This window comes from Leucothrix pacifica (genome assembly GCF_003172875.1).
GTDB classification, from domain to species: domain Bacteria; phylum Pseudomonadota; class Gammaproteobacteria; order Thiotrichales; family Thiotrichaceae; genus Leucothrix; species Leucothrix pacifica.
The window spans coordinates 1-23,907 of record NZ_QGKM01000008.1 but is presented as its reverse complement, the minus strand read 5'-3'; the positions used below and the strand labels follow the sequence as shown (position 1 = coordinate 23,907).

19 protein-coding genes and 1 pseudogene are annotated in these 23,907 nt (G+C 47.5%); 13 read left to right on the top strand and 7 right to left on the bottom strand.

What is annotated here, in order from left to right:
* The 3 genes from glyS to DKW60_RS04570 all read left to right on the top strand — a co-directional run bounded on the left by glyS (position 1) and on the right by DKW60_RS04570 (position 4,840).
* On the top strand, positions 1-2,076 hold the full coding sequence (gene glyS, locus DKW60_RS04585) for a glycine--tRNA ligase subunit beta (RefSeq protein WP_109836489.1): 2,076 nt from the start codon (positions 1-3) through the stop codon (positions 2,074-2,076).
* 612 nt (positions 2,077-2,688) lie between these two features.
* Positions 2,689-3,330, top strand: a complete 642-nt coding sequence (locus DKW60_RS04575; RefSeq protein WP_109836487.1) for a precorrin-8X methylmutase — start codon at positions 2,689-2,691, stop codon at positions 3,328-3,330.
* 205 nt (positions 3,331-3,535) lie between these two features.
* Positions 3,536-4,840 (top strand): ankyrin repeat domain-containing protein, encoded by a 1,305-nt coding sequence (locus DKW60_RS04570; protein ID WP_109836486.1) that lies wholly within the window; start codon positions 3,536-3,538, stop codon positions 4,838-4,840.
* Between the two features lie 12 nt (positions 4,841-4,852).
* Here DKW60_RS04570 and DKW60_RS04565 read toward each other — a convergent pair whose 3' ends face one another.
* Positions 4,853-6,358 carry a YifB family Mg chelatase-like AAA ATPase gene (locus DKW60_RS04565; protein ID WP_109836485.1) on the bottom strand — a complete coding sequence of 502 codons (1,506 nt, stop codon included), beginning with the start codon at positions 6,356-6,358 and terminating at the stop codon, positions 4,853-4,855.
* Positions 6,359-6,542: 184 nt separating this feature from the next.
* Between DKW60_RS04565 and gpmI the strand changes: the two genes are divergently transcribed.
* Both gpmI and DKW60_RS04555 read left to right on the top strand, forming a co-directional pair.
* The gene (gene gpmI / locus DKW60_RS04560; RefSeq protein ID WP_219988634.1) at positions 6,543-8,081 is read left to right on the top strand and encodes a 2,3-bisphosphoglycerate-independent phosphoglycerate mutase; all 1,539 of its coding nucleotides are present in this window, start codon (positions 6,543-6,545) and stop codon (positions 8,079-8,081) included.
* A 69-nt stretch (positions 8,082-8,150) separates the two neighbouring features.
* On the top strand, positions 8,151-8,786 hold the full coding sequence (locus DKW60_RS04555) for a pathogenesis-related family 1 protein (RefSeq protein ID WP_146203430.1): 636 nt from the start codon (positions 8,151-8,153) through the stop codon (positions 8,784-8,786).
* On the opposite strand, the gene DKW60_RS04550 is transcribed toward DKW60_RS04555, so the two are convergent.
* The gene (locus DKW60_RS04550; RefSeq protein WP_109836484.1) at positions 8,783-9,424 is read right to left on the bottom strand and encodes a DsbA family protein; all 642 of its coding nucleotides are present in this window, start codon (positions 9,422-9,424) and stop codon (positions 8,783-8,785) included. The genes DKW60_RS04555 and DKW60_RS04550 overlap by 4 nt on opposite strands.
* 24 nt (positions 9,425-9,448) lie before the next feature.
* Here DKW60_RS04550 and DKW60_RS04545 point away from each other — a divergent pair, with 24 nt between their 5' ends.
* Together DKW60_RS04545 and DKW60_RS04540 are read left to right on the top strand one after the other, a co-directional pair.
* Positions 9,449-9,790: a hypothetical protein gene (locus DKW60_RS04545; RefSeq protein ID WP_109836483.1), complete on the top strand. Its 342-nt coding sequence runs from the start codon at positions 9,449-9,451 to the stop codon at positions 9,788-9,790.
* Positions 9,791-9,886: 96 nt separating this feature from the next.
* Entirely contained in the window at positions 9,887-10,315 is a 429-nt protein-coding gene (locus DKW60_RS04540) for an Mpo1 family 2-hydroxy fatty acid dioxygenase (RefSeq protein ID WP_109836482.1), read from the top strand.
* Between the two features lie 36 nt (positions 10,316-10,351).
* Here DKW60_RS04540 and DKW60_RS04535 read toward each other — a convergent pair whose 3' ends face one another.
* Complete coding sequence (locus DKW60_RS04535; RefSeq protein ID WP_109836481.1) at positions 10,352-10,696, bottom strand: P-loop NTPase family protein; 345 nt, start codon at positions 10,694-10,696, stop codon at positions 10,352-10,354.
* 136 nt (positions 10,697-10,832) lie between these two features.
* Here DKW60_RS04535 and DKW60_RS04530 point away from each other — a divergent pair, with 136 nt between their 5' ends.
* On the top strand, positions 10,833-11,615 hold the full coding sequence (locus DKW60_RS04530) for a helix-turn-helix domain-containing protein (protein ID WP_181389582.1): 783 nt from the start codon (positions 10,833-10,835) through the stop codon (positions 11,613-11,615).
* 217 nt (positions 11,616-11,832) lie between these two features.
* On the opposite strand, the gene DKW60_RS04525 is transcribed toward DKW60_RS04530, so the two are convergent.
* On the bottom strand, positions 11,833-12,279 hold the full coding sequence (locus DKW60_RS04525) for a DUF2852 domain-containing protein (RefSeq protein WP_109836479.1): 447 nt from the start codon (positions 12,277-12,279) through the stop codon (positions 11,833-11,835).
* Positions 12,280-12,450: 171 nt separating this feature from the next.
* On the opposite strand from DKW60_RS04525, the gene DKW60_RS04520 reads away from it, so the two are divergent.
* Positions 12,451-13,074 (top strand): TetR/AcrR family transcriptional regulator, encoded by a 624-nt coding sequence (locus tag DKW60_RS04520; protein WP_109836478.1) that lies wholly within the window; start codon positions 12,451-12,453, stop codon positions 13,072-13,074.
* Between the two features lie 10 nt (positions 13,075-13,084).
* Positions 13,085-13,963 carry a GHMP family kinase ATP-binding protein gene (locus tag DKW60_RS04515; RefSeq protein ID WP_181389580.1) on the top strand — a complete coding sequence of 293 codons (879 nt, stop codon included), beginning with the start codon at positions 13,085-13,087 and terminating at the stop codon, positions 13,961-13,963.
* Here the strand turns inward: DKW60_RS04515 and DKW60_RS04510 are convergent.
* Positions 13,953-16,076, bottom strand: coding sequence for a molybdopterin-containing oxidoreductase family protein (locus DKW60_RS04510; protein WP_245929585.1), 2,124 nt, complete (start codon positions 16,074-16,076; stop codon positions 13,953-13,955). The genes DKW60_RS04515 and DKW60_RS04510 overlap by 11 nt on opposite strands.
* Before the next feature lie 206 nt (positions 16,077-16,282).
* On the opposite strand from DKW60_RS04510, the gene DKW60_RS04505 reads away from it, so the two are divergent.
* On the top strand, positions 16,283-16,912 hold the full coding sequence (locus DKW60_RS04505) for an MBL fold metallo-hydrolase (protein WP_109836476.1): 630 nt from the start codon (positions 16,283-16,285) through the stop codon (positions 16,910-16,912).
* Here the strand turns inward: DKW60_RS04505 and DKW60_RS04500 are convergent.
* Entirely contained in the window at positions 16,909-17,580 is a 672-nt protein-coding gene (locus DKW60_RS04500) for a GntR family transcriptional regulator (protein WP_109836475.1), read from the bottom strand. The genes DKW60_RS04505 and DKW60_RS04500 overlap by 4 nt on opposite strands.
* Before the next feature lie 175 nt (positions 17,581-17,755).
* Between DKW60_RS04500 and acnA the strand changes: the two genes are divergently transcribed.
* The gene (acnA, locus tag DKW60_RS04495; protein WP_109836592.1) at positions 17,756-20,473 is read left to right on the top strand and encodes an aconitate hydratase AcnA; all 2,718 of its coding nucleotides are present in this window, start codon (positions 17,756-17,758) and stop codon (positions 20,471-20,473) included.
* 177 nt (positions 20,474-20,650) lie between these two features.
* On the opposite strand, the gene katG is transcribed toward acnA, so the two are convergent.
* Positions 20,651-22,807 carry a catalase/peroxidase HPI gene (katG, locus tag DKW60_RS04490; protein WP_109836474.1) on the bottom strand — a complete coding sequence of 719 codons (2,157 nt, stop codon included), beginning with the start codon at positions 22,805-22,807 and terminating at the stop codon, positions 20,651-20,653.
* A 364-nt stretch (positions 22,808-23,171) separates the two neighbouring features.
* On the opposite strand from katG, the pseudogene DKW60_RS04485 reads away from it, so the two are divergent.
* A pseudogene (locus DKW60_RS04485) lies at positions 23,172-23,907 on the top strand (Fic family protein); the annotation flags it as partial.

The following is a 23,907-nucleotide window of genomic DNA, read 5'->3' as shown; positions in this document are numbered from 1 at the left end:
ATGACAACAACAGCGGACTTGCTGATCGAGATCGGCACCGAAGAACTACCTCCAAAAACGCTGAATAAATTATCTGCAGCGCTGACCGAACACTTTTGCAACAGCCTGAAAGAAGCGGGTATCAGCTATAATGACGTCACAACTTACTCATCACCGCGCCGTTTGGCTCTCATGATTAGTGACGTTACAGAGTTTCAGGCAGATCAACAGGTTGAAAAGCGTGGCCCTGCTGTCAAAGCGGCTTTTGACAAAGAAGGGAATCCAAGCAAAGCAGCCATGGGATTTGCTCGCTCTTGTGGCGTTGAGTTTGACCAATTGCAGCAAATCGAAACGGACAAAGGCGCATACCTGAACTTTAAGCAAGAAATCAAAGGCTCAGCGTCACGTGACTTAGTCGCAGACATGTTGACCAAAGCACTTGCGGCGCTGCCAATTGCTAAGCGTATGCGTTGGGGTGACAGCGACACTGAATTTGTACGCCCGGTACATTGGGTCGTTTTCCTATTAGGCAATGATGTTGTTGATGCGGAAATTCTTGGCATCAAGACTGGCCGCGAAAGCCGCGGACACCGTTTCCATCATCCTGAAACCATTAGCATCAGTACACCTGCCGATTACGCACCAGCATTAAAGCAAGGCTATGTATTGGTTGATCAACAAGAAAGACGTGCCACCATCGCAGATCAGGCTAAGGCTAGTGCCGCCTCCATTGGGGGGGAAGCCGTTATTGATGAAGACCTGCTTGATGAAGTGACCAACTTAGTTGAGTGGCCAATGGCAGTAGACGGTTGTTTTGGTGCAGAATTCCTTGAGGTTCCTCAGGAATGTCTGATTAGCTCCATGCAAGATCACCAGAAATATTTCCCGGTTGTTGATGCCAATGGCAATCTAATGCCTCACTTCATCACTATTTCAAATATACAAAGTAGTGACCCTAGTGTGGTGCGTGATGGTAATGAACGAGTCATTCGCCCACGTTTCAGCGATGCCGCCTTCTTCTGGCAACAAGATTGCAAAGTCCCCTTAGCATCTCACCGTGAAGCCACTAAGAAAATCGTATTCCAGCAAAAACTCGGTACTTTGTTTGAAAAGACTGAGCGCGTTTCACAATTAGCTGGCCACATCGCCACAGCACTTGGTGAAAATGCAGATCATGCAACACGTGCGGCTCAACTTTGTAAGTGCGACCTTGCCAGCGACATGGTTAACGAGTTCAGTGACCTGCAGGGCATTATGGGCCGTTACTACGCACTAAAAGATGGCGAGCCTGAGTCTGTTGCTTATGCCATCGAAGAGCAATACAAGCCTGGCTTTGCCGGTGATGACATTCCTGCTTACATGACGGGTAAAATCCTGTCATTGTCAGATAAGCTGGATACGATTCTGGGGATCTTCGCCATTGGCCAAAAGCCAACCGGTACCAAAGATCCGTTCGCATTGCGCCGTGCTGCCTTAGGTGTATTACGTATTATCATTGAAGGTGACTTGTCTCTTGATCTGAGAGAGCTATTAACCTTCGCAGCAGGCAATCTGCAGGATAAAGTGGACGCTACCGCTGCTGTTGAAGACACTTACCAGTACATCATGGAACGTCTTCGCGCTTACTACCAAGATCAAAACGTTGGTATGGATGTTGTGGATGCGGTCTCTGCACTGAATATTCATTCGCCAATTGATTTTGACCACCGGGTTAAAGCGGTTAACACCTTCAAAGAGTTACCGGAAGCGGTGCCATTGGCTGCGGCCAATAAGCGTATTGCGAATATTCTTAAGAAGCTGGACAAAACACCAGATACCACGATTAACGCTCACTTATTTGTAGAAGCGCAGGAATCAGCACTAAATGAAGCGATTGCTTTGCAACAAAACAAAGTCGCCCCACTGCTTGCCAACAATGCCTATACAGATGCACTCAGCTCATTGGCCGCAATACGCCCTGAGGTCGATGCATTTTTTGATGGCGTTATGATCATGAGTGATGATGAAGCGTTGAAAAACAATCGCTTAGCTTTGTTAACCTCGTTACGTGGATTGTTTCTGCAAGTTGCTGATTTATCTAGCTTGCAAGGAGCATAACAACAGACGAGCGGTAGTTCTTAAAAATAGACTACAGCTCGTACCCAGAATCTGGCAAGTGGTCTAGTGCTGATAGCCACAAAGTATTGGCAACCTTAAGATACACACATCTTAAGGAACTAGAGCACTTGTTCAGAGTAAGGAAGCTTTGGCAATGCAAAAAGATGCTCAGGGATTGAGCATCGACTTAGATATAAAAAAGCGCCCTTTGCCGGGGGAAGCAAAGAGCGCGGGGGTTGAGATTGGCGGTGGTTTTATTTTTATTATTGTTAGACCACTTGTCATCTCGGGGGCTTGCTTTTATTGGTTATCATCGTGTTGCCTGTTGTATTAGGTAGGTTGCAACGTCGATGCCAAACTTAGTCAAATAAACATAAGCTTCTGATTTTATTTGACTAAGTATTTTTTCTTACCTTGCCAAGCAGATAAATAATACGTCGCAAGCTGACATTTCATCACCGAGTTGTCATCATGTGACAGCAATCACTTCAATCTATGTCACCTCTGTTTTGCTTTGATGACACTCGCGAATCCTGTAATATCAAATCCACGGAACTCAGTTCCGGATGTGTCACACTACTTAATTGCGTTAATACCCTGAGGCCTCGGTAAATGATCAAATACGAACGTGACCCGAAGCTTATCCAACAGTCTTCTATAGCCTCCATCCGCGAGATCCATGATCTAAGTGATCCGCACATTCCGGAACAACAACTGCTAATTCGCATGGTATTGGCCTACGGTGATGATCTGGTGATTCCAAATGCACGAATAAGTGATAATGCAATTGAGGCGGGCCTGTTAGCACTAAAGAAAAATGCCAACATTGTGTGCGACTCTGGCATGGTCACGGAAGGTATCAAGCAACAATATCTCAAGAAGGAACCAATCTGCCTGATCGACCGCCCAAATGTCATCTCTCAGGCTAAGTCCAAAAAATTGACACGTGCCATGGTGTCCGTTGAGAACTGGAAACGCTTTACTGAAGGCAGTATTGTACTGATCGGCAATGAGGCGACTGCGCTTTTACGTCTGATGGAGCTGATCGAGCAAGAAGAAATCAATAAGCCCGCACTGATTATCGGCATGCCAAGAGGCTATACTGGCGCGACTGATGCAAAGCAGTATCTGTGGAAAAACTCAGCCCAACTGGGCGTTCCCTGCATAACCATGGATGGGACGATGGGTGGTAGCACTCTCGCCGCAGCGGCAATGAATGGGCTTATTTATCTGCATCAAGGTATTTTGATTTAAATAGGCACACTTCCACCCGTTTTAGTACCACTATTAAATGGCAAGCAGTAAGTTTTTAAGCTATATTGATGAGGCTAAAAATTTGCTGGACCTCCCTACAACTCCTTAGTTCACCTTGGAATCGGTTGACTAGGCGAAATAATTATTTTTGCCAGCAATTTAAAATTAGACTAATAAAATAGACTACTATGGAAAGGGTCAATACATGATTTCTATAAGACTCATGTCTGCTGTCGTACTACCTACCGCTTTGCTAATTAGCGCGTGTGGAGGAGAGTCATCTACTATACCTTCAGCACCATCAGCAATTACGCCAGATACAACGGCTACAGCACCTGTAACGCCTTCGGCTGGAGCTCCTGATACAGCGAAAAAGAGTGCGGCGGGTTTTGGAGAACCAGACTATGCAACGGTTAAGAAAGGTTTACAGCGTCGCGCTGTACCAGCAAGACCGTCTGGCGGACCAGTGGTATCAAAAGCACTATCAGACAATCTAAACGCTGGCAGCATGAAAGAAGCAGAACGCTTCCTGAAAATGGGTGCTGACGTTAACTACATTAACGCCAACCGCGAGCCTGTGCTTTACACTGCAATACGACGCGGTAATTATGACTTTGCAGACAGTTTGATTCTGTATGGCGCAGATCCAAATGTAAAAAATGGCAATGGCATGACACCTCTGCATTTAGCCATCAGCAAAGGCCATCAGCCAACAATTGATTTACTGCTAAAAAATGGTGCTGATGCAAGCGCCCAAGGCCCGCAAGGCAGTCCACTCTATATGGCAATTGAGCGTGGCAATGCAGGCTTAGTCAAACAACTACTTGAATACTCCGGTAGCCCAAGCTCTAGCGGTCCACGTGGCCCTGTGTTGTATGCAGCGGTTACTAACGGCCAACCAACCATCACGCGCCACCTACTCAGCTACAGAGCTGACCCAAACACCAGAGGTGCTGAGGGTCAGGTGCTGCACACAGCGATTGCACGTGGTCATACCGGTATCGTTCAAGACTTGTTGAAATATGGTGCTAATCCAAATACGGGTAGCAATAAAGGAACGCCAATTCAGATCGCTATCCGCGCTGGAAACGCACCGGTTGTAGCACTACTGACCAGAGCAGGTGCCTCTTCTAATGTGTCCGACGGTATTGGTGAATCACTACTTCACAAAGCAGCTGCCAAAGGCTTACTTGCTGTGGCTAAGTCATTGATCGACGGAGGCGCAGATGTTAACGCTGTCGATAAGTACCAGGAAACACCATTGCATGAAGCGGCAGCGAAAGGTCAATTAGAAGTCGTTAAGCTGTTGCTTGCAAGTGGTGCTAACAAACATGCACTGACTGAAAAGAAATGGACAGCGTTACACGAGTCTGCACGCTTTGGCCATGCTGAAACCTCGGCTTATCTCATTAGCCAAGGGTTAAGCCGCAGTGCTAAAACCACTGATGGAATGACGCCAAAAGCATTGGCTGCTCACCTGAATCATCAGGCGGTCATGCCAATGCTGTGATGCCCTAAGGCACTACTGCTGGCGATCCATCGCACGATATGAGACGGCTTCACTCAGGTGAGCCGTCTTTATTTTGTCTGAAAGGTCTAAATCAGCAATCGTTCGGGCTACTTTCAAAATTCGATGGCAAGCGCGTGCCGACAGTTTAAAACTCTCCAACACCTGTCCTAGTAAAGCGTCATCTGCTTTTGACAAGCCACAATGAGCTTCAACTCCCTTAGCATTTAACAGGTGATTTGGCTGTTGCTGTCTAGCTTGTTGACGTTCACGGGCAGCACATACCCTTTCCCTGACTTGCTCACTGGTCTCGGCTTTTTCAGAACGCGTCAGATCAGCATGAGCCATGCGCGGTACATCAATCTGGATATCAATACGATCTAAAAATGGTGCCGATAAACGTTGTCGGTAACGTCTTTGTTGTTCCAATGTACACTGGCAGCGCTCTTTTTGATCACAATCCAAACCTTGTGGGCATGGGTTCATCGCCGCCACTAATTGAAATTGTGCAGGGTAATCTGCCTGCCTGGCCGCACGAGACAAGACAATCCGCCCTGTCTCCAGAGGCTCACGCAATACATCCAACACCGGCCCTTTGAACTCCGTCAACTCATCCAGAAACAACACACCATTATGTGCCAGAGAAATTTCGCCCGGCATCACCTTTGCACCGCCGCCAACCAAGGCCACGGCAGAGGCTGTATGATGAGGCTCACGAAAAGGCCGCTTAGACCACGCCACCGGATCAAAACCCTGATGACTTACTGAGGCGATTGACGCAGACTCAAGAGCCTCTTGCTCAGTCATCTCAGGTAAAATGGTCGACAAGCGACTAGCCAGCATCGTTTTACCTGTCCCCGGTGGCCCGACCATTAACAAGTGATGGCCACCTGCTGCGGCTATTTCCAAGGCACGTTTCGCCTGAAACTGCCCTTTCACATCTGACAAATCCACATCATAGCGGCTCGCCTCAGCGGCATTACTTTGGCGTTCGTAGTAATCGATACGTTGTTGATGATTTAAATGGGCAGCGACTTCTTTTAAATGCTCACAGGGGAAAATTAAAGCATTCTCAATAATACCCGCCTCATCTGCATTAGCCTTAGGCAACAAGATCGCACGCCCGGTGTGGTGTGCTGCAAACGCGGTGGGTAATACCGCTTTGACTGAGCGTAACTCACCACCTAGTGCCAACTCACCAATGAACTCATATTGGTCCAAAGCGGCTTGTTCAATTTGCCTGGAAGCTGCCAAAATTCCGATGGCGATGGGTAGATCAAAACGACCACCTTGTTTGGGATGATCTGCAGGTGCCAGATTGACAGTGATGCGGTTATTAGGAAAATCAAAACCGGAATTAATAATAGCCGAACGCACGCGATCCTTACTTTCACGCACCGCCGCCTCCGGCAATCCAACAATAGAAAAGCCCGGCAAACCGTGACTCAAATCTACTTCAACACTCACTTGTGGAGCATTAATGCCATCATTGGTGCGGGTATAAGCAACTGCAAGACTCATAGTATCGACTGTTATTATTGTTAGAAAGTATGATGCTAACAAACACACCGTGATCACTATAGCCCGACCGGATAAGAGGCCAATACCCCACAAAAAGCATCTTTAACAGGCTTCAAGGTGCACAAAATTTTTAAATCACTTAAAATCATCGCATCCTACAAAATTTACTAAAGGCCTATTGATCGTGACCAAGCAAACAGCTCCACGCCGTAATACATTATTAATTATTCTGGATGGCTTTGGGGTCAACCCAAGCAAGCAAAACAACGCAGTCTACGAAGCCAATACGCCTAATCTCGACCGCTATTTCGGGTCAAACACTCACACAACACTTCAAGCTTCCGGAGGCCCTGTTGGTCTTCCAGAGGGTCAAATGGGCAACTCTGAAGTAGGCCACCTGACCATCGGCTGCGGAACCATCATTAAACAGAATCTGGTCAAGGTAGACGATGCGATTGAAGATGGCAGCTTTGCTAAAAATAGCGTAGTGCTTGATGCAATTGGTGCTGCAAAGTCGGCCAACCGTCCATTACATTTAGTTGGCTTAGTCTCTGACGGTGGCGTACATAGCCATATTAGTCATCTCTGCGCTTTGATTGAGATTTGCGCCGCTGAAGGCGTTACGCCAATGGTTCACGCCTACACCGACGGCCGCGACACCTCACCAAAATCAGGGAAGCGTTTTATTGAAACCGTACAGGCCTCGCTTGATCAGCACGGTGGAAAGATCGCGACTATTAGTGGCCGTTTCTATGCCATGGATCGCGACCAACGCTGGGAGCGTACCGAAGAAGCATGGCAGGCTATGGTAAATCACAAAGGTCTGAGTTTTGACACCGCAGCTGCTGCAATGGACGCAGCCTATGCAGATGGTGCAACCGATGAATTTGTGCCGCCTTGTGTGATTGCTGGTGCAGAAAAAGTGGCTTCAAACGACACGGCCCTATTCTTCAACTTCCGTAATGACCGTCCACGCCAAATGGCCGCTGCATTGTCACATAAGTCATTTGATCATTTTGATCGTGGCGACTTTGAAGCCGTTACACTAACCACCATGACGGAATACGATAAAACCCTCACCGGCCCGATCGTATTCAAACCAGAGCAGCCTGAAACCTGCCTGTCTCAGGTGATTAGTGAAGCTGGTTTGACACAGTTACATTGTGCCGAAACAGAGAAATACGCGCACGTTACCTTCTTCTTCAATGGCGGCAAAGAAGCACCTTATGAAGGTGAAGAGCGTATTGTTGTCGACTCTCCAAAGGTGACAACATACGACGAATGCCCGGAAATGAGCGCCGCTGAAGTGGCAACCACGGTGGTTGATGCACTTAACAAACAAGAACATGCCTTCATCGTGGTCAACTTTGCCAATGGTGACATGGTTGGCCACACGGCGATTCCTGAAGCCATTATTAAAGCTGTTGAAGCAATGGATACTGAAGTGGGCCGGGTACTCGATGCCGCTGCTGAAAACGACTACTCCGTCATTCTGACCGCGGATCATGGCAACTGTGACGAATACGTTGACCCGATCAGCAAACAGCCAAATACACAACATACCGTTTATCCTGTACCATGTCTGATAATTGACCAAAAATATTGGACACTCAGCACCAGCGGAGGCTTAGGCAATCTGGCCCCGACTGTTCTGCAATTAATGGGACTTGAGCAGCCAAAGGCGATGAGCTGCAAGTCACTATTACTGAGTGAACTAACCTAAGAAACGGTTTGCAAAAGGATGCGCAGACCTATTTTAAGAAGGAGTTGAATAAATGGGGATAAGCGCAACATGTTCAGGACATCTTCCTTAGCAATCACCACTGCCATCACAGTCGGACTTTTTGTGTCTGCCTGTGGTGGTGCTAGTGAAAAAACCGTTAAACAAACCACTGAGATGCATGCGGAAAGCATGCAACCGGATCCACACACACACAATAAACCTACAGCAAAGCCAATCAGTAATAATGGCCAACGTTTCGCACGCACACTAGATGCACACAACAAAGTGCGAAGAGCGCATGGCTTATCGGATCTGACATGGTCGGCCAGTTTGGCTTCCTATGCACAGGAGTGGGCCAATCATTTAGCATCGACTAATAATTGCCATATGCGGCATCGCCCTAGTGGCAGTCCGCATGGTGAGAATTTGTGGTGGGCAAGTCCGCGCAGATGGTCGAACGGTTTACGCGAGTTGCAAGAAATCGATATTCAACGCGTCGTGAAGGACTGGGCAGATGAAAAGCAGTTCTATAACTACCGCAATAATAGTTGTAAGCGCGGCGAGCAATGCGGTCACTATACTCAAATCGTCTGGAAAGAAACCACACAAGTAGGCTGTGCCTATCAACAATGTGGTGACCTTTCCCAACTTTGGGTCTGTAACTACAACCCACCGGGGAATTACATCGGTGAGCGTCCTTACTAGCTCGCTGCCTCTAGCAACGGCTTGAGCTGGTCTAACACCACTTCAGGTCGGTTATAATCCAGAGGGATATAGCGATATCCTTCTGGTGTTTGCAGAATCAGACTCGGGAAACCTTGCGCACCCATTCGTGCTCCCAGATCCATTTCAGCATCAAACTCTTGCTGAGTCTCCGCACTGTTTAAATCAACCGCAAACTGCTCAGCATCCAAACCCAATGCATCCGCGATATTGATGAGCACTTCATCATCTGAAGGATTCATCGCCTCTAAATAATACACCTCCTGAATACCTTGTATCATCGCTTTTTCCAACTCAGGCTGCTGCTTTCTGGCTGCAATCACGGCCCGACATGAAGGATAAGTTGACCGTCTGGGCGTACAAACCTTCCAAAAGTCATGATTGAAATATGTACCAGGAACACGTTCTTCAATCGTTTTCCAGTAGCCACTGATCGCCTTTTGCATTTCTTGCGGCATAATTTGATCCGAATCCGGTGCTAAACCACCTAACAGATAACGAATATCAAGCTTACCTTCTAATTCGTCTTGGATTTTGGTCCATGTCGGAACAAATGCCCAGCACCAGCTGCACATTGGGTCATGAACGTAGTATAGTATTTTTTGATTATTCTGAATCATTAGCCGAGCCTATAAGGAAAAGAAATGTTACGTAAAATCATATTATTAGCTGTACTGAGTACATTATTAGCTGCCTGTACTCAAGAAACTCAAAACCGCATTGGCCGTTCCATTAATAACTGGACCGGAACCGACGGTATTATTGAAATCTATGCAGGCGACAAACTTGCCAAGCGCTTTATGAAGATCGACAAGCTATCAACTGCTGCAGGTACAACTAATGACGCTGACCGTCCTTACCGCTTTGGCTATGGCGTACTCGACGCAAACCTTAACGGTAAAGTAGATTCTGGCGAGAAGAAAGTGTACTTCGAATTCAGCGACTACTCTACTTCTTATATCTTCTACGAAGACCCTAACTCATAAGGTACATACAGCAGCTTGATGCCATGACATTGAGCTGCTTTTGGCAGACCGTATAATTGTTTGAAACAACCAATCAGTACAAGGAAGGAAGAAAACATGAGAACGTTTGATCAATGGATGACGGAGTATTCTGTATCACACCAGAATCCAACCAACAAAATGATCCATAATATTTGCATACCAGTGATATTTTTCACGGTTGTCGCACTACTTTGGAAGCTCTCAATCTTCTTATTTATCCCTGTTGCTTTAGCCGCCATTGCTTTTTACTGGACGATGGGCAAGAAGGTAGCCATTTTAGGCGCAGTGATGATTGGTCTTGCGCTCGTTCTGCAGCTGGCGCTTGGTTTTGGCTATATCATGCTGATACTGCTATTTGCAGCCGCATGGGCCGGACAATTCTATGGCCACAAAATTGAGGGGCAAAAGCCCAGCTTTCTTGAAGACCTGATGTTCTTGTTCATTGGGCCACTATGGGTTGCCTATCCAACATTGCAAAAAGCAGGCTTCACAGTAGAAAACTGATCACCTGCAATCTATTGACACACTCTGACGGGGTTATCATTCATTACGGTAGTGCGCCCCCAACAGAAACGCTTTCACATTCCCTTTGGCGACATAGCTTTCGTAGACCAGATATGCAAAAGCGAACATGCCTCCCATAAAGACACTCAGCAAGCCACAAACTAGTCCCTTCATCGTTGAGGCTTCACGCCAGTTAATCCATAAAAATAAAATCAGTAACAGTACCGAGAAGTCCACGTAAAACTGGGAACGCCAATTAAACTCAAACAAATCACCGATGAAGACCACTGGCCAATTAAGGCCATGCGCACTGACCACGTGGATAGTCAGTGCCATGATCAGCACCCAGGAAATAGCCATTAACACTCTGAAACACTTCATTATTTACTCCTTTCAATAAATTCTCAGAGCAAATAATTACACCTGCAGGTATCGCTAACAATTACCTCAGAGGTACAGTTTTTAACTCATGCATCCAGTACAATGTTATCTTTGCCGCAATATCAAAGGCTGCCTGATGACGACATTTAGCACCCAACTTCGCTCTTTCAGAAAGGCCAAAGGCTTTAGTCAATTGAGCTTAGCTATGGAAGCGGGCATGAGTAGCAAGCATGTTAGCTTTATTGAAAATGAGCGATCCAAACCCAGCAAAGAAGCGGTATTAAGGCTCGCAGAAGCACTGGATCTACCACTTAGAACCCGTAATGAATTGCTATCCCTGGCAGGCTTTGCAGAACACTACTCGCGCACCCCGCTGGATCAGCGCAATATGGACAGAGTGTCGAAAACCCTGCAGATCATCCTGGATAAACATGAGCCTTATCCGGCAATTGTGCTGGATTGGCACTGGAATATCATTTTGCAAAGTGACGGCTTCCAGCGTTTATTTGATATATGCAAAGCTGCCTGTCCACACTTTCCGGACACGCAAAATATTGCGGAAATGATTTTTGATCCCAATGCGGTGAAGCCATTCATTGGTAACTGGCAGGAGATAGCCAACACCACTTTACTGCGTTTACAACATGAGCAACAAGCAGCGCCCGGACGCCATGATAACTTGCTCAAGAGCCTGGCTCGCCACCCGGACTTCCCCAGTGACCCGCAACCGATTGATCTTAATATCAGGACTGAGCCATTTGTGTATCTGGACTTTCAACTCGGTGGGCAGTCACTAAAATTTCTCACTACCCTCACCTCATTTGGTACACCAACTGACATTACGGCTGCTGAGATATTAATCGAGCAATACTATCCTGCTGATGACTTTACTCAGACTTTTTTAGAGATGAATAGCTGAATAATCGGGGATTTTTGTCAGCGCTTGTCTTCATCAAAGTACACCTGAAAGACCTGTCACAAACGCAAACTGACTAAAAGCGCACATTAAAAAAGGCCGCTATTGTGAAAATAGCGACCTTGATCTATCAAGTGTCATTGAGTCGTACGTAACCAAAGTCACACAATATCCCGCGCAACCAGCAAACTACGATCCTCTTCGACCTACTTACTGCTCGTTAATTACCCGAGCGCTCCGGACTATTCGCCATAAAGCTGTTGAACTCTTCCTCATCAGCCCGACGCTTAGCATCCGCACGGAACGCTTTGAAACGATTCGAACGGTCTTTTATCTCCTCCTTAATCTCACGAATCCGATCGTACTGCGTCTGTTGAAATTCGTTAAACAAAGAATTATCAGTTGTCTCTGCTGAATGGTGGTGATTCTTTTTTGCTCGTAGCATTGCCCACTTCTCCTTTGTGGCTGCCGGAAGGTCGCGTACGTCGCGGCCCGTAATATTCCAATATAAAAGTACCAGCCCTAATGGCCAGAATGCGATAAAGCCAAGCACCATCGCACCCGTATTCATTGGTGACCAGTTACCCTTTCCAGAATCGCGCTTACCTTTAAAACCAAAGGCACATGCACTCGATTTATCAGTAGCAGAACCATTTGATGAAGTCATAAACCTACCCTCTTCTCTAAGAATGGCGCAGCTTACTTCCGGTCTCTTCAGTGACTTCCCGGCAAGTGCTGCGACTTGATTGACAAATGTTATCACTGTTCACATAATAGTATAGGAACATTAATCCGAAATGCAAGACCTCTGACTAAAAAAAGTGAACGGTGTTTACATATGTCCGTAATGAAGAAACAAAAAAGTAGTTACCACCACGGTAATTTGAGCGAATCGCTATTAGATGCGGTTGACGATATTGCCACCAAGTTTGGTTTGGAGGCTGTAACACTTCGCGCCTGCGCCAAATTGGTTGGAGTCTCCCCTTCCTCAGCGTTTCGTCATTATGCGGATAAACGTGCGCTACTCACCTCATTTGCCACTCGTGCGCTGCATCAGCTTACTGACTCAATGGCGCGCGCTAAAACAGATGCACAGGAAAATTCCGGTGATGAGTTCTCTGCGGTCAGTCTCGCTTATATTGAATTCGCACTCGCCAAACCCGCTTTCTTTCGCGCGATGTGGCGGGAAGAAACGATTTATGTGAACGATGAGAACTATGAAGCTGCCGTCAAATTACTCAGCAGTTTTATGCAAGCCGGGTTCGCCGCTACCATTGATGATGTCGATCCGAATAGTTTCAGCTCACAGGAATTATTGGCATGGTCGTCCGTGCATGGATTGGCGCATTTATTTGTCGAGGGGCCGGTCGGTAAAGGTATGGACAAGGCCCAGCAAATGGAAATGGCGAGAGGTATGATAAAGAGCCTTGCCGACTCCTTATCATCCGTCAAAACAAGTTAGGTCGTATCCTTTGGATCTTCGCAAGCGCGATACTTCTTCTTTTACTGCCTACGGCAAATCGTTCGCCAGTTTTGGTGAAATTGCGCAGGGCAGATTATCCAGTGGTAAGGACTTTTTAGTATCGCTGCCGATTGATTTATGGAGTGAATGCAAGCTTGTTTGCAAGGCGACACATGGAAATACACTGATTGATGCACCTCGTGCCAAAGCAAGACAATTGGCTGAGCTGCTCGTCACTAAGTTGGAGTTACAGCAAGGCCTTTCAATACAACTAGGCTTTGAAAGTAATATTCCAATCGGTAAAGGTTTGAGTTCTAGTACTGCTGATTTATTGGCTGTGATTCGTGCATTTGAGTCTGGATTCGACTTTCAACTCATACAAACAGCTATTTCGGAATTGTTGGTTAAGATCGAGCAACACGACCCGCTGCACTATGAAAGTTGTGTGGCTTACGATCACCGCCGTGGGAAACTGCTACAAGACTTTAAGTATATACCGGACTATCAGATCATTGGCATTGATCAGGGCGGTACGCTATCAACTCAGGCTTACAATTCTACGCTCAGATTTGATGATGACTACATCACAAGCTACGACCAGCTATATCATTCTTTAGCAGAAGCTTTTATGCAACGAGATGACCTTAAAATAGCCCGGTGCGCTACAAAATCCGCAGCGATTCATGCCCGAAGAACCCATAATCACTGGCTAAAGAACGTGCTATCACATGCTGAAAGCTGGGATATTTTAGGGGTAGTTGCCACGCACAGCGGAACCTGTGCGGGAGTGATATTACCGCCTGATACTTCACAAAGTACGTGTGACAAAATCATTCATCAGGCACAACAATATGGTGAGGTTTTTATGACACGTACACTCAGGCTGTAGTATCAGAGACTTTCACCTCACACAATAGAGACTTAAACGCCGGAAACCCACTAATCGGATCAAGACACGAATCATCCGTCAGATCATTCACATTCGCCTCATTCCAGCCATGGAAACAATGCACCACGCCCGGCTTCATTACATCGGTGACATCCGCATAAAACGTCACCATACCGCGACGTGTGCTGACTTCCACCTTATCATCGTGCTTAATCCCACGAGCAGCAGCATCAGTAGGGTGAATCTGAATACGCGGCTTGGGGTCAAAGTCTAATAGCTTGGCAATATTGTGTTGTTGCGAATGCGTGAAGTACTTCTGACGACCACCCGAGGTCAGTACCAAAGGATAATCTGCAAACACATCCGGACTGGAAACAGGGCTCTCCACTGGCTCTTTATACAGCGGCAAACCATCATAGTCTTGCTCGCGTAACTCCTGAGAATCAAACTCAATCTTACCCGTGACGGTTTTAAAACCGTGCAAACGCCATTGACGATCCGCATCCATATAACCGGCATCCACCAGCTCATCGATGACATCACTATACACCGTGACCCCCTCTGGCTTTTCATACGCCTCCTCACGCACCTCATCCGGCAATCCCTCGGCCATCTCGGCCCAGGAAGCATCCAAGTCACCATTCCAGAACTGGTCTGCCATGCCCATTTTCACGCCCAACTCCAAAAAGATTTGTGCATCAGGCTTGGCTTCACCGCGTGGTGGCAAGGCTTGGCGACGGTATTTCACTTCCCCCTGATAAGCACAGCCGGGATAGGCAATCAGCGCACTACGCTCCAGGCTGGTCGCCGCAGGTAATACAATATCCGCCTGCAAGGTCGCCGGATTATGAAAGAAGTCCGATACCGCAAAGAAATCCAGCTCACCCAGCGCGCGCTCCATGCGTTTGGAGTTTGCCCACATCGCGGTGTTAATACCCATCGCCAATAAGGTACGCAACTTTTGTGGCTTTCCTTCCAGAATACAATCCGGCATCAGCATGCTTTGTGCAGCTGGCCAGTATTTCGTCCAGATCGGGAACACCTCATCACCAATGCGTGGCGGCAACTCCTTCAGGCACACATCAAACATTTCAATTGGCTTAGGCAACACCTTGTCGTTAAAGAAGCGATTTCCGCCCTCTTTATCAATCATTCCCAGTGAGGCCGATAACAAGATCATCGCCCGATGGTTCTGGAAACCATTACTATGCTGCACCGTGGAGGTCGGTGACATGGCAATTTGCGAGGGTAACTCCGTCGCAAACATCTCAACCGCAGCACGCAAGTCCGCCTCATCTATCCCACAAATCTCAGCGACTCGTGACGGCGTGAAGTCTTTAATGTACTCACGAAAAGCCTCCAGACCATTGGCCCACTCATCCAGAAAATCCTGATCCTGCCAGCCGTTTTCAAAGATCAAATGATGAAAACCTAACGCCAATGCGCCATCCGTGCCGGGACGAATTTGTAAATGGATATCTGCAAGCTCTGCTGTTTCTGTTCTGCGTGGATCAACCACCACCATTTTACGCCCACGCTTCTTTTCATTTAGGTGATGATTTTCAAATGGCGGAATCGACCCCGACGCATTAGTCGACCACACCAGTACACAGCGCGTTTTAGGCGATGATACCGTGGAGGTTGTTTTGACTTTGTAGCCAAATGTCAGCTTTTCCGCGACCATGGTTGAGGAGAAACAACAGCCCGACTCCGTCAGGTAATTAGGACTCCCAAAGGCATGAGCAAGGCGCTGTAACTGCGGACGCGCTTCCTTGGTATAACCTGCAAAAAAGCCCACTGCGGGCGCACCATGTTGCTGCTTGCCTTCTTCCAGTTTTTCGGCAATCGTCGTCAATGCCTCATCCCAGCTAATTCGCTCAAATCCACCAGAACCGCGCGGCCCCACTCGCTTTAGTGGATATAACAAACGATCCGGATGATATTGGCGCTCCAGCTGCAGCTGACCACGCGGGCAATTCGGCAAACCCTCAACGTTAGTGGCGACGCCTTCGGGATTTATAGTCACGGTAAAAGCACAGTTCGCATCACACTCATAACAAGTGGTGTGCTTGATGGTATCGTTTTGCAGCGTTGCAGTGTCGTTAGTAGTCACAAGGAGGTCTCGAACTGAAATAGTATGTGCCGGATTTTATCGGTTTTATATGAGTTTGCCAGTATGCACCTACGTTTCTGGGTGTATTTATCAAGCCCACCGAAACAGTGCCGCAATACTTCAATGTTGCGCCATTCACCGGGGCATTGATTTTTACCAAACAGCTCCCTAGTATTCACGCATACCTTCACTCAGGACAGCAGCATATGAAATACCAATCCGTTCCCGTCACGCCTTTCGAGCAAAACTGTAGCGTCATCTGGTGCGAAAAAACTAAAGAGTGTGCCTTTGTCGATCCCGGTGGTGATATCGACAAGTTGACCGCTGTTGTCGAAAAAGAAGGACTGAAACCGGTTGCGATTTGGCTAACTCACGGTCATTTGGATCATGTAGGCGGGACTGTGCCACTGGCTGAGCGTTACAAGCTGCCGATCATTGGCCCGCAGGAAGAAGATGCGTTTTGGCTGGACGCCCTACCCCAGCAATCACAGATGTTCGGCTTCCCTCCACATGAAGCATTTCGTCCAACACAATGGTTAAACCACGGCGATACACTGACACTAGGCGAGGAAACTTTTGAAGTGCGCTTCACGCCAGGCCATACACCGGGACATGTTGTGCTGCTCAATGAATCGGCAAAAATTGTGTTTGTGGGGGATGTGTTGTTTGCTGGTTCAGTGGGACGTACTGACTTTCCACGGGGTAATCATCAGGAGTTGATGGAATCGATTAAAAGCCAGCTTTGGACGATGGATGATGAGGTCGTGGTGGTGTCAGGCCATGGTCCGAATACGAGTATTGGGCATGAGAAAAAGACTAATGCTTATGTGAGTTAATATTTAAGTTTGAGCACAACCTGCTCTACTTGCTTCCATGCGCCACTAATATGTCGACGCATCAGTAACTCAGCCAATTCGGGGTCTCGACTTTCAATTGCCATCGCAATATTTCTATGCTCCGCCAATGCCTTGTGCGGTCTATTTGGGATTTGACATGTGTGGTGACGGCTGACTCGTAGTAACTGATATAGTTCTCCACTCAGCAAGTCACGAAGCCAATTATTGTTACTCGCCTCAGCGATTTTATAGTGAAAGTCTAAGTCACCCTCATTCTGAAAATAGAGCTTGCCCCGTTTCTTGTGAATTTCTTCCTCATGAGCGTCAAGCAGCGAAAACAACTCCCCAACCTGTTTTGCGGTCATATTCTCAGCCGCCAAACGCGCAGACATGCCTTCCAGTGCTTCACGCATAACGTAAACATCTTTCATTAAGTCTTTTGTGAGCGTCACAACACGAATACCAGCATGCGGAATACGATTAACCAATCGGTCGCTTTCCAGATGACGCAACGCTTCACGCAAAGGGCCACGACTGATACCAAACTCTTTTGAAAGGCTATCCTCGGTAATTTTACTACCTTGGGCAATCTCACCGCTGATGATTTTTTCTTTCACCGTTTCGTAGACTTTAGAGGAAAGTGTCATTTGTTTTTCTGTCTTTTTCATGGATACCCAAGCTACTTGCTACCGACACATTGTTGACAATTGCTCAGCTTAAAGCACTGTATTAGATAATATTCTGTTAATTGACACATCAATTGTCAACAATTACATTGGGTTTAAGAATATTTGAAGCATTTGAAATAAACACTCTTTAACCTTGAATATGGCACTTCTGAAAATGACGTATCCCAATAATTTTGACCCTTCCCAGTCTATAAAAAAACTCTCAGGAACAACCCACAGTTACCACAGCTTGCCTGTGACGGCAGAATTATTTGGTTTCAACCTCGACGACATTCCTTTCTCCCTTCGTCCAATACTGGAAGGTATCGCTCGCAATGTCGGGAAAAACGGCGTCACTGCCGAACAGGTTCACGCGCTCGGCACATGGCCAGAACATCAAGGTAAAAAGCCAGTCGAAATACCATTTGCTGCGGGCCGTGTCATTATGCACGACCTCAGTGGCACACCCGCCATTGTCGACTTTGCGGCCATGCGCTCGACCATAGAGCGCATGGGATTAGATCCCAAAATTATAGAGCCATTAGTACGTGCTGATCTGGTCATTGACCACACAGTGACGATGGATAACACAGGCAGCCCTGCGTCACTTAAAATAAATGGGCAACTTGAGGCCTTCAGAAACAAAGAACGCTATACCTTTTTAAAATGGGGGGCTCAGGCATTCAAGACGATTCGCATCATTCCGCCACAAACGGGGATTGTGCATCAGGTCAACTTAGAGTATCTGGCGCAAGGCTACCTAGAAATTAATGACTTAATGGTGCCTGATACACTAATTGGCATGGACAGTCACACACCAATGGCAAATGCGCTAGGCACAGTTGGCTGGGGAGTGGGAGGCATTGAAGCAGGCGCTGCCATGCTTGGACAGCCCATGCAAATGCTCGCGCCAGAAGTCGTCGGTGTCGAACTGACAGGGCAATTGAGAGAAGGTGTTACGGCAACCGATCTTGTACTGACCATTACCGAAATGCTAAGAAAATACCCAGGCGGTGTTGTGGGCAAATTCGTTGAATATATCGGCGAAGGCAGCGCGAACCTTTCCTTACCTGACCGTGCAACCATCGCCAATATGTCACCCGAGTATGGCGCGACCATGGGCTTCTTCCCCTTCGATGGTATTTCCGCAGAATACCTAAAGTCGACGGGGCGTGATGGTGAGCTCCCATTGGCTTTTTACAAAGCACAAAACATGACATGGTCACCCGGCCAGCCACTGCCGAAATACACTGACTTGCTAAAACTGGATTTATCTACCGTAAAACCCTCAGTTGCAGGGCCAAAAAAACCACAGGACAGACTGCCATTAGCACAGATTGGTCATGTTTTTCAAAAAGCAGCCGCTGAAGGCGATCGCACACCCGAAATCGCCACAGTAACGCCGATGAAAACGGAAGACGATGGTAGCTTCTCTCCGTTGCCCGGTCGTAAGTTAAAAGATGGCGATATTGTCATCGCAGCGATTACCTCCTGTACTAATACCTCCAACCCAAGCTTGCTGGTCGCAGCTGGCCTAGTGGCCAAGAAAGCCAATGAACGCGGTATGAAAGTGCCCGATGGTGTAAAAACATCCTTAGCCCCTGGTTCACCGGTGGCGACCGACTTTTTAACCAAAGCTGGACTACAGCAACACCTGAATTCACTCGGTTTTAATACTGCAGGTTATGGTTGCACCACCTGTGTGGGTAACTCTGGCCCGCTTGCACCAAGCATTGAAGACGCTTTACAAACTCACGATATCGTGGTGGCATCCGTGCTGTCAGGTAATCGAAACTTTGAGGGTCGTGTACACCCTGACGTGGACGCTAATTTTCTCATGTCGCCACCGTTAGTGGTCGCAATGGCGCTGGCGGGGAATGTCAATATTGACGTGACTCAATCACCGCTTGGGCAAGACGCAACAGGCAATGATGTGTTCTTAACAGACATCTGGCCGAGTGATGCCGAAATTAGACAAACCATGCAGTCTTGTATGGACCCTGACGCTTTCATTGACACCTATGAAAACTCGTTAGACGGCCCAGACACGTGGCGCGCGCTCCAAGCACCCACAGGCCCCGTGTACGATTGGAACCCAGACTCTACCTACATTCAAGAAATCCCCTTCTTTGACGATTTCTCAGTAGAGCCTCCAAAGGATGCACTTGATAACATTACTGGTGCACGCATGTTGGTGATGTGTGATGACAACACAACCACTGACCATATTTCGCCAGTTAGCCGTATTCGTCCCGACTCGTCGCCAGGAGAGTATTTAGTCTCTCAAGGTGTCGCCGAAGACGACCTAACCTCGCTCGGCGCGCGCCGTGGTAATCACCATGTCATGTTACGCAGTATTTTCGGTAACGTGAAAGCCAGAAACCTTATGCTGCCGGGAACAACGGGTGCAGTAACAACGCATTACTCCCCCGATGGCAAACCCACTAATATGTCTATTTATGATGCTGCTGCTCGCTATCGTAAGGAAGGCACACCAAGTGTCGTATTCGGTGGCAAGCTCTACGGCACAGGATCTTCACGCGATTGGGCAGCCAAAGGCCCAGCGCTACTTGGTGTCAGGGCTATCATCGCTGACAGCTTTGAGCGTATCCATAAATCCAATCTAGTCGGCATGGGAATACTGCCGTTGCAATTGCCTGATGGCGTTACTATGCACTCGCTAAGTTTGGATGGATCAGAAACGTTTGATCTCAATAGCATTGACACGTTGGAGCCTAGGGGCAAAGTGGAGTTGGTTATCCATAGAACTGATGGCTCTTCAGAAACCTTAGCGTTACATTCTCGTGTGGATACTTCCTCAGAGCTTGATCAGATTAAGCACAAAGGAATCTTACCCATGGTGTTGCGAGATATTATTAAGGCTAATACGTAAGCAAGGAAGAAGAGTTATCCCTGCTAATTTAAGACAACAACTAGCAATTAAAGCAGGGGCTCACTAATTACTTGGGTTGAAAACGGCCGCTTGATATTAGAAACAACAGGTAATAAAAAAGCCCGCGCCACAAAAAACGCGACGCGGGCTCTCTCAGCCTAAACAAACTATCAGCAATTAAGCCAGATCAAACCGATCCGCATTCATCACTTTAGTCCATGCTGCGACGAAGTCTTTAACAAACTTCTCTTTATTGTCATCCTGAGCATACACCTCAGCATAAGCACGCAGAATAGAGTTAGAACCAAACACCAAGTCAACGCGAGTTGCCGTGAACTTAGTCTCGCCAGAAGCGCGATCTACAATCGCATACTCGCTTTTGCTAGTTGGCTTCCATGTGTAAGCCATGTCCGTCAGATTAACAAAGAAGTCATTGCTTAAGGCGCCGACATTATCTGTAAACACACCGTGCTTGGTATCACCGTAGTTCGTACCAATCACGCGCATACCACCAACTAATGCCGTCATTTCAGCAGCCGTCAGGCCCATTAACTGAGCGCGATCTAACAACAACTCTTCAGCAGTCACCACGTAATCTTTCTTCATCCAGTTACGGAATCCGTCGCTCACAGGCTCTAGCACGTCGAATGCATCTTCGTCAGTCATCTCGCTCGTCGCATCACCACGACCTGGCTCGAATGGTACCGGGACATCGAAACCAGCTGCTTTAGCCGCTTGCTCTACACCCACAACACCCGCCAGTACAATCACGTCAGCAATGCTTGCGCCCTTGTCAGCAGCGATTGGCTCGAGTACAGATAATACCTTTTGTAAACGAGCCGGCTCATTGCCTTCCCAGTCTTTTTGAGGCGCTAAGCGAATACGTGCACCGTTCGCACCACCACGTAGGTCTGAACCACGGAATGTTCTTGCACTGTCCCAAGCCGTTGAAACCATCTCGCTTACGCTCAGACCACTATCAGCAATCTTCGCTTTTACAGCATCAACATCGTAGCTCTTATTACCCGCTGGAACAGGGTCTTGCCAGATCAAATCTTCTTGTGGTGCGTCTGGGCCTATATAACGCTCCTTCGGGCCCATATCACGGTGAGTCAGTTTGAACCAAGCGCGTGCAAACACTTCTGAGAAATATTCCTGATCATTGTGGAAACGCTCAGAAATCTTACGATACTCAGGGTCCATCTTCATCGCCATATCCGCATCTGTCATAATCGGATTTTTACGGATGGATGAATCTTCTACATCAACCGGCTTTTTCTCTTCCGGAAGGTTAATTGGCTCGTACTGCCAAGCTCCTGCAGGACTCTTCTTTAACTCCCAGTCGTAGTTCAAAAGCAGATCAAAGTAGCCGCCATCCCATTTGGTTGGATTAGATGTCCATGCACCTTCAATACCACTCGAAACAGTATCGCGACCAATACCACGCTTGGTGTTGTTCATCCAGCCAAAGCCCTGCTCTTCGATATCTGCACCTTCAGGATCAGCACCTAACAGATCCGCATCACCATTACCGTGACACTTACCGACCGTGTGACCACCGGCTGCCAGCGCAACCGTCTCTTCATCGTTCATCGCCATCCGATCAAACGTCACGCGAATATCATGTGCTGTCTTGAGTGGATCAGGGTTACCATCAACCCCCTCAGGGTTAACATAAATCAGACCCATCATTACTGCGGCCAGTGGATTCTCAAGATCACGCTCGCCAGAATAACGGCTGCCTTCACTACCACTTGGTGCTAACCACTCTTTCTCAGAACCCCAGTAAACATCTTTCTCAGGGTGCCAAATGTCTTCACGACCAAACGCAAAACCGTAAGTCTTCAGACCCATTGACTCATAAGCGATGGTTCCGGCGTAAGCTAGCAAATCAGCCCAGCTCAACTTGTTGCCGTACTTCTTCTTGATAGGCCAAAGCAGGCGACGTGCTTTATCGAGGTTGACGTTGTCAGGCCATGAATTTAATGGGGCAAAACGTTGGTTACCGGTAGAAGCTCCACCTCGACCGTCAGTAGTACGGTATGAACCCGCTGCGTGCCACGTCATGCGGATCATCAAGCCACCGTAGTGACCCCAGTCTGCTGGCCACCAGTCCTGGCTGTCTGTCATCAGTGCCGTCAGGTCTTTTTTCAAGCCTTCAACATCGAGTGTTTTCACCGCTTCACGGTAGTTGAAATCTTCACCGAGTGGATTCGTTTTTGTATCGTGCTGGTGCAGGATGTCGAGGTTCAGCGCGTTTGGCCACCACTCCATCACTGATTGATTGGTCTCTGTTGCACCGCCGTGCATTACTGGGCATTTACCTGCAGACATTGTCTACCTCCGATTTCAATTATTGTGAGTTAGCTTGATTACATAGATGTGTCTATGTGATGGCTTAACTATGGATTATTAGTTTACTTCTGTAAAATGACTTATTGCGAATGATTCATTCTATTTTTACGATCGATGAAATTTCCTGTCCACCGCTAATGTATTTCTATCGCTTGTCTCGCGGTGAATATAGATTAATTCACCTGCATTCATACGTTCAAATGGTAATGGAGCACCGGTAACTAAAGTATATCTCAAGCTAAAAGATTTCCAGCTTTAATGATCACACTCTATTGCGTGATTATTTTTAAAGTTGCGCGATTCGCGATATAATTGCGTATAAAACATTATCACGCAAACCAATATGAATTACGCAAACATCCCATCAAACCAAGAAAACACTATCCTGAACTGCCTCAAAGCCAATCAGGAAAGCCTTTCTGCGCAACAAATACTTGCGCAACTCCCCAAAGCACTCCCCCTGCGCACACTTCAATACCAGCTCAAGAAACTCGTCCAGCAACAACGCATTGCCCAACAAGGCAAAGGTCGCGCAACTAAGTATGTGCTTGCGACACAAATTTACGACACCACTATGCCTGAAAAACCATCGTCGGTTAACGAGTCAGAGCCAGTGCTTCCCGTGTCTGATGAAGCAAAAAAAAGCCAGCAATACCTACGCCAAGCGCTACATAAGCGCAAAGTGGTGGGCTACAACTATGACTTTTTGAATCACTACCGACCGAATGTCAGCCAATACCTGAGTGACACTGAGCGGCAACACCTCCAGTCAATTGGGGCACAAAAAATTGCGCCTCAACCTGCGGGAACCTATGCAAAACACATCATCAATCGCTTATTGATCGACCTGTCGTGGAATTCTAGCCGCCTCGAAGGTAACACTTACTCGCTACTCGACTCGCGCCGCTTAATCGACTTCGGGCAAATAGCCTCAGGCCACAAACCGCTTGAAGCGCAAATGATTTTAAACCACAAAGATGCTATCGAGTTTTTGGTCAACTCTGCTGAGGACATTAGTTTCAACCGCTACACCCTACTCAACCTACACGCGCTACTCGCCCCCCTATGTCAGGATAGTT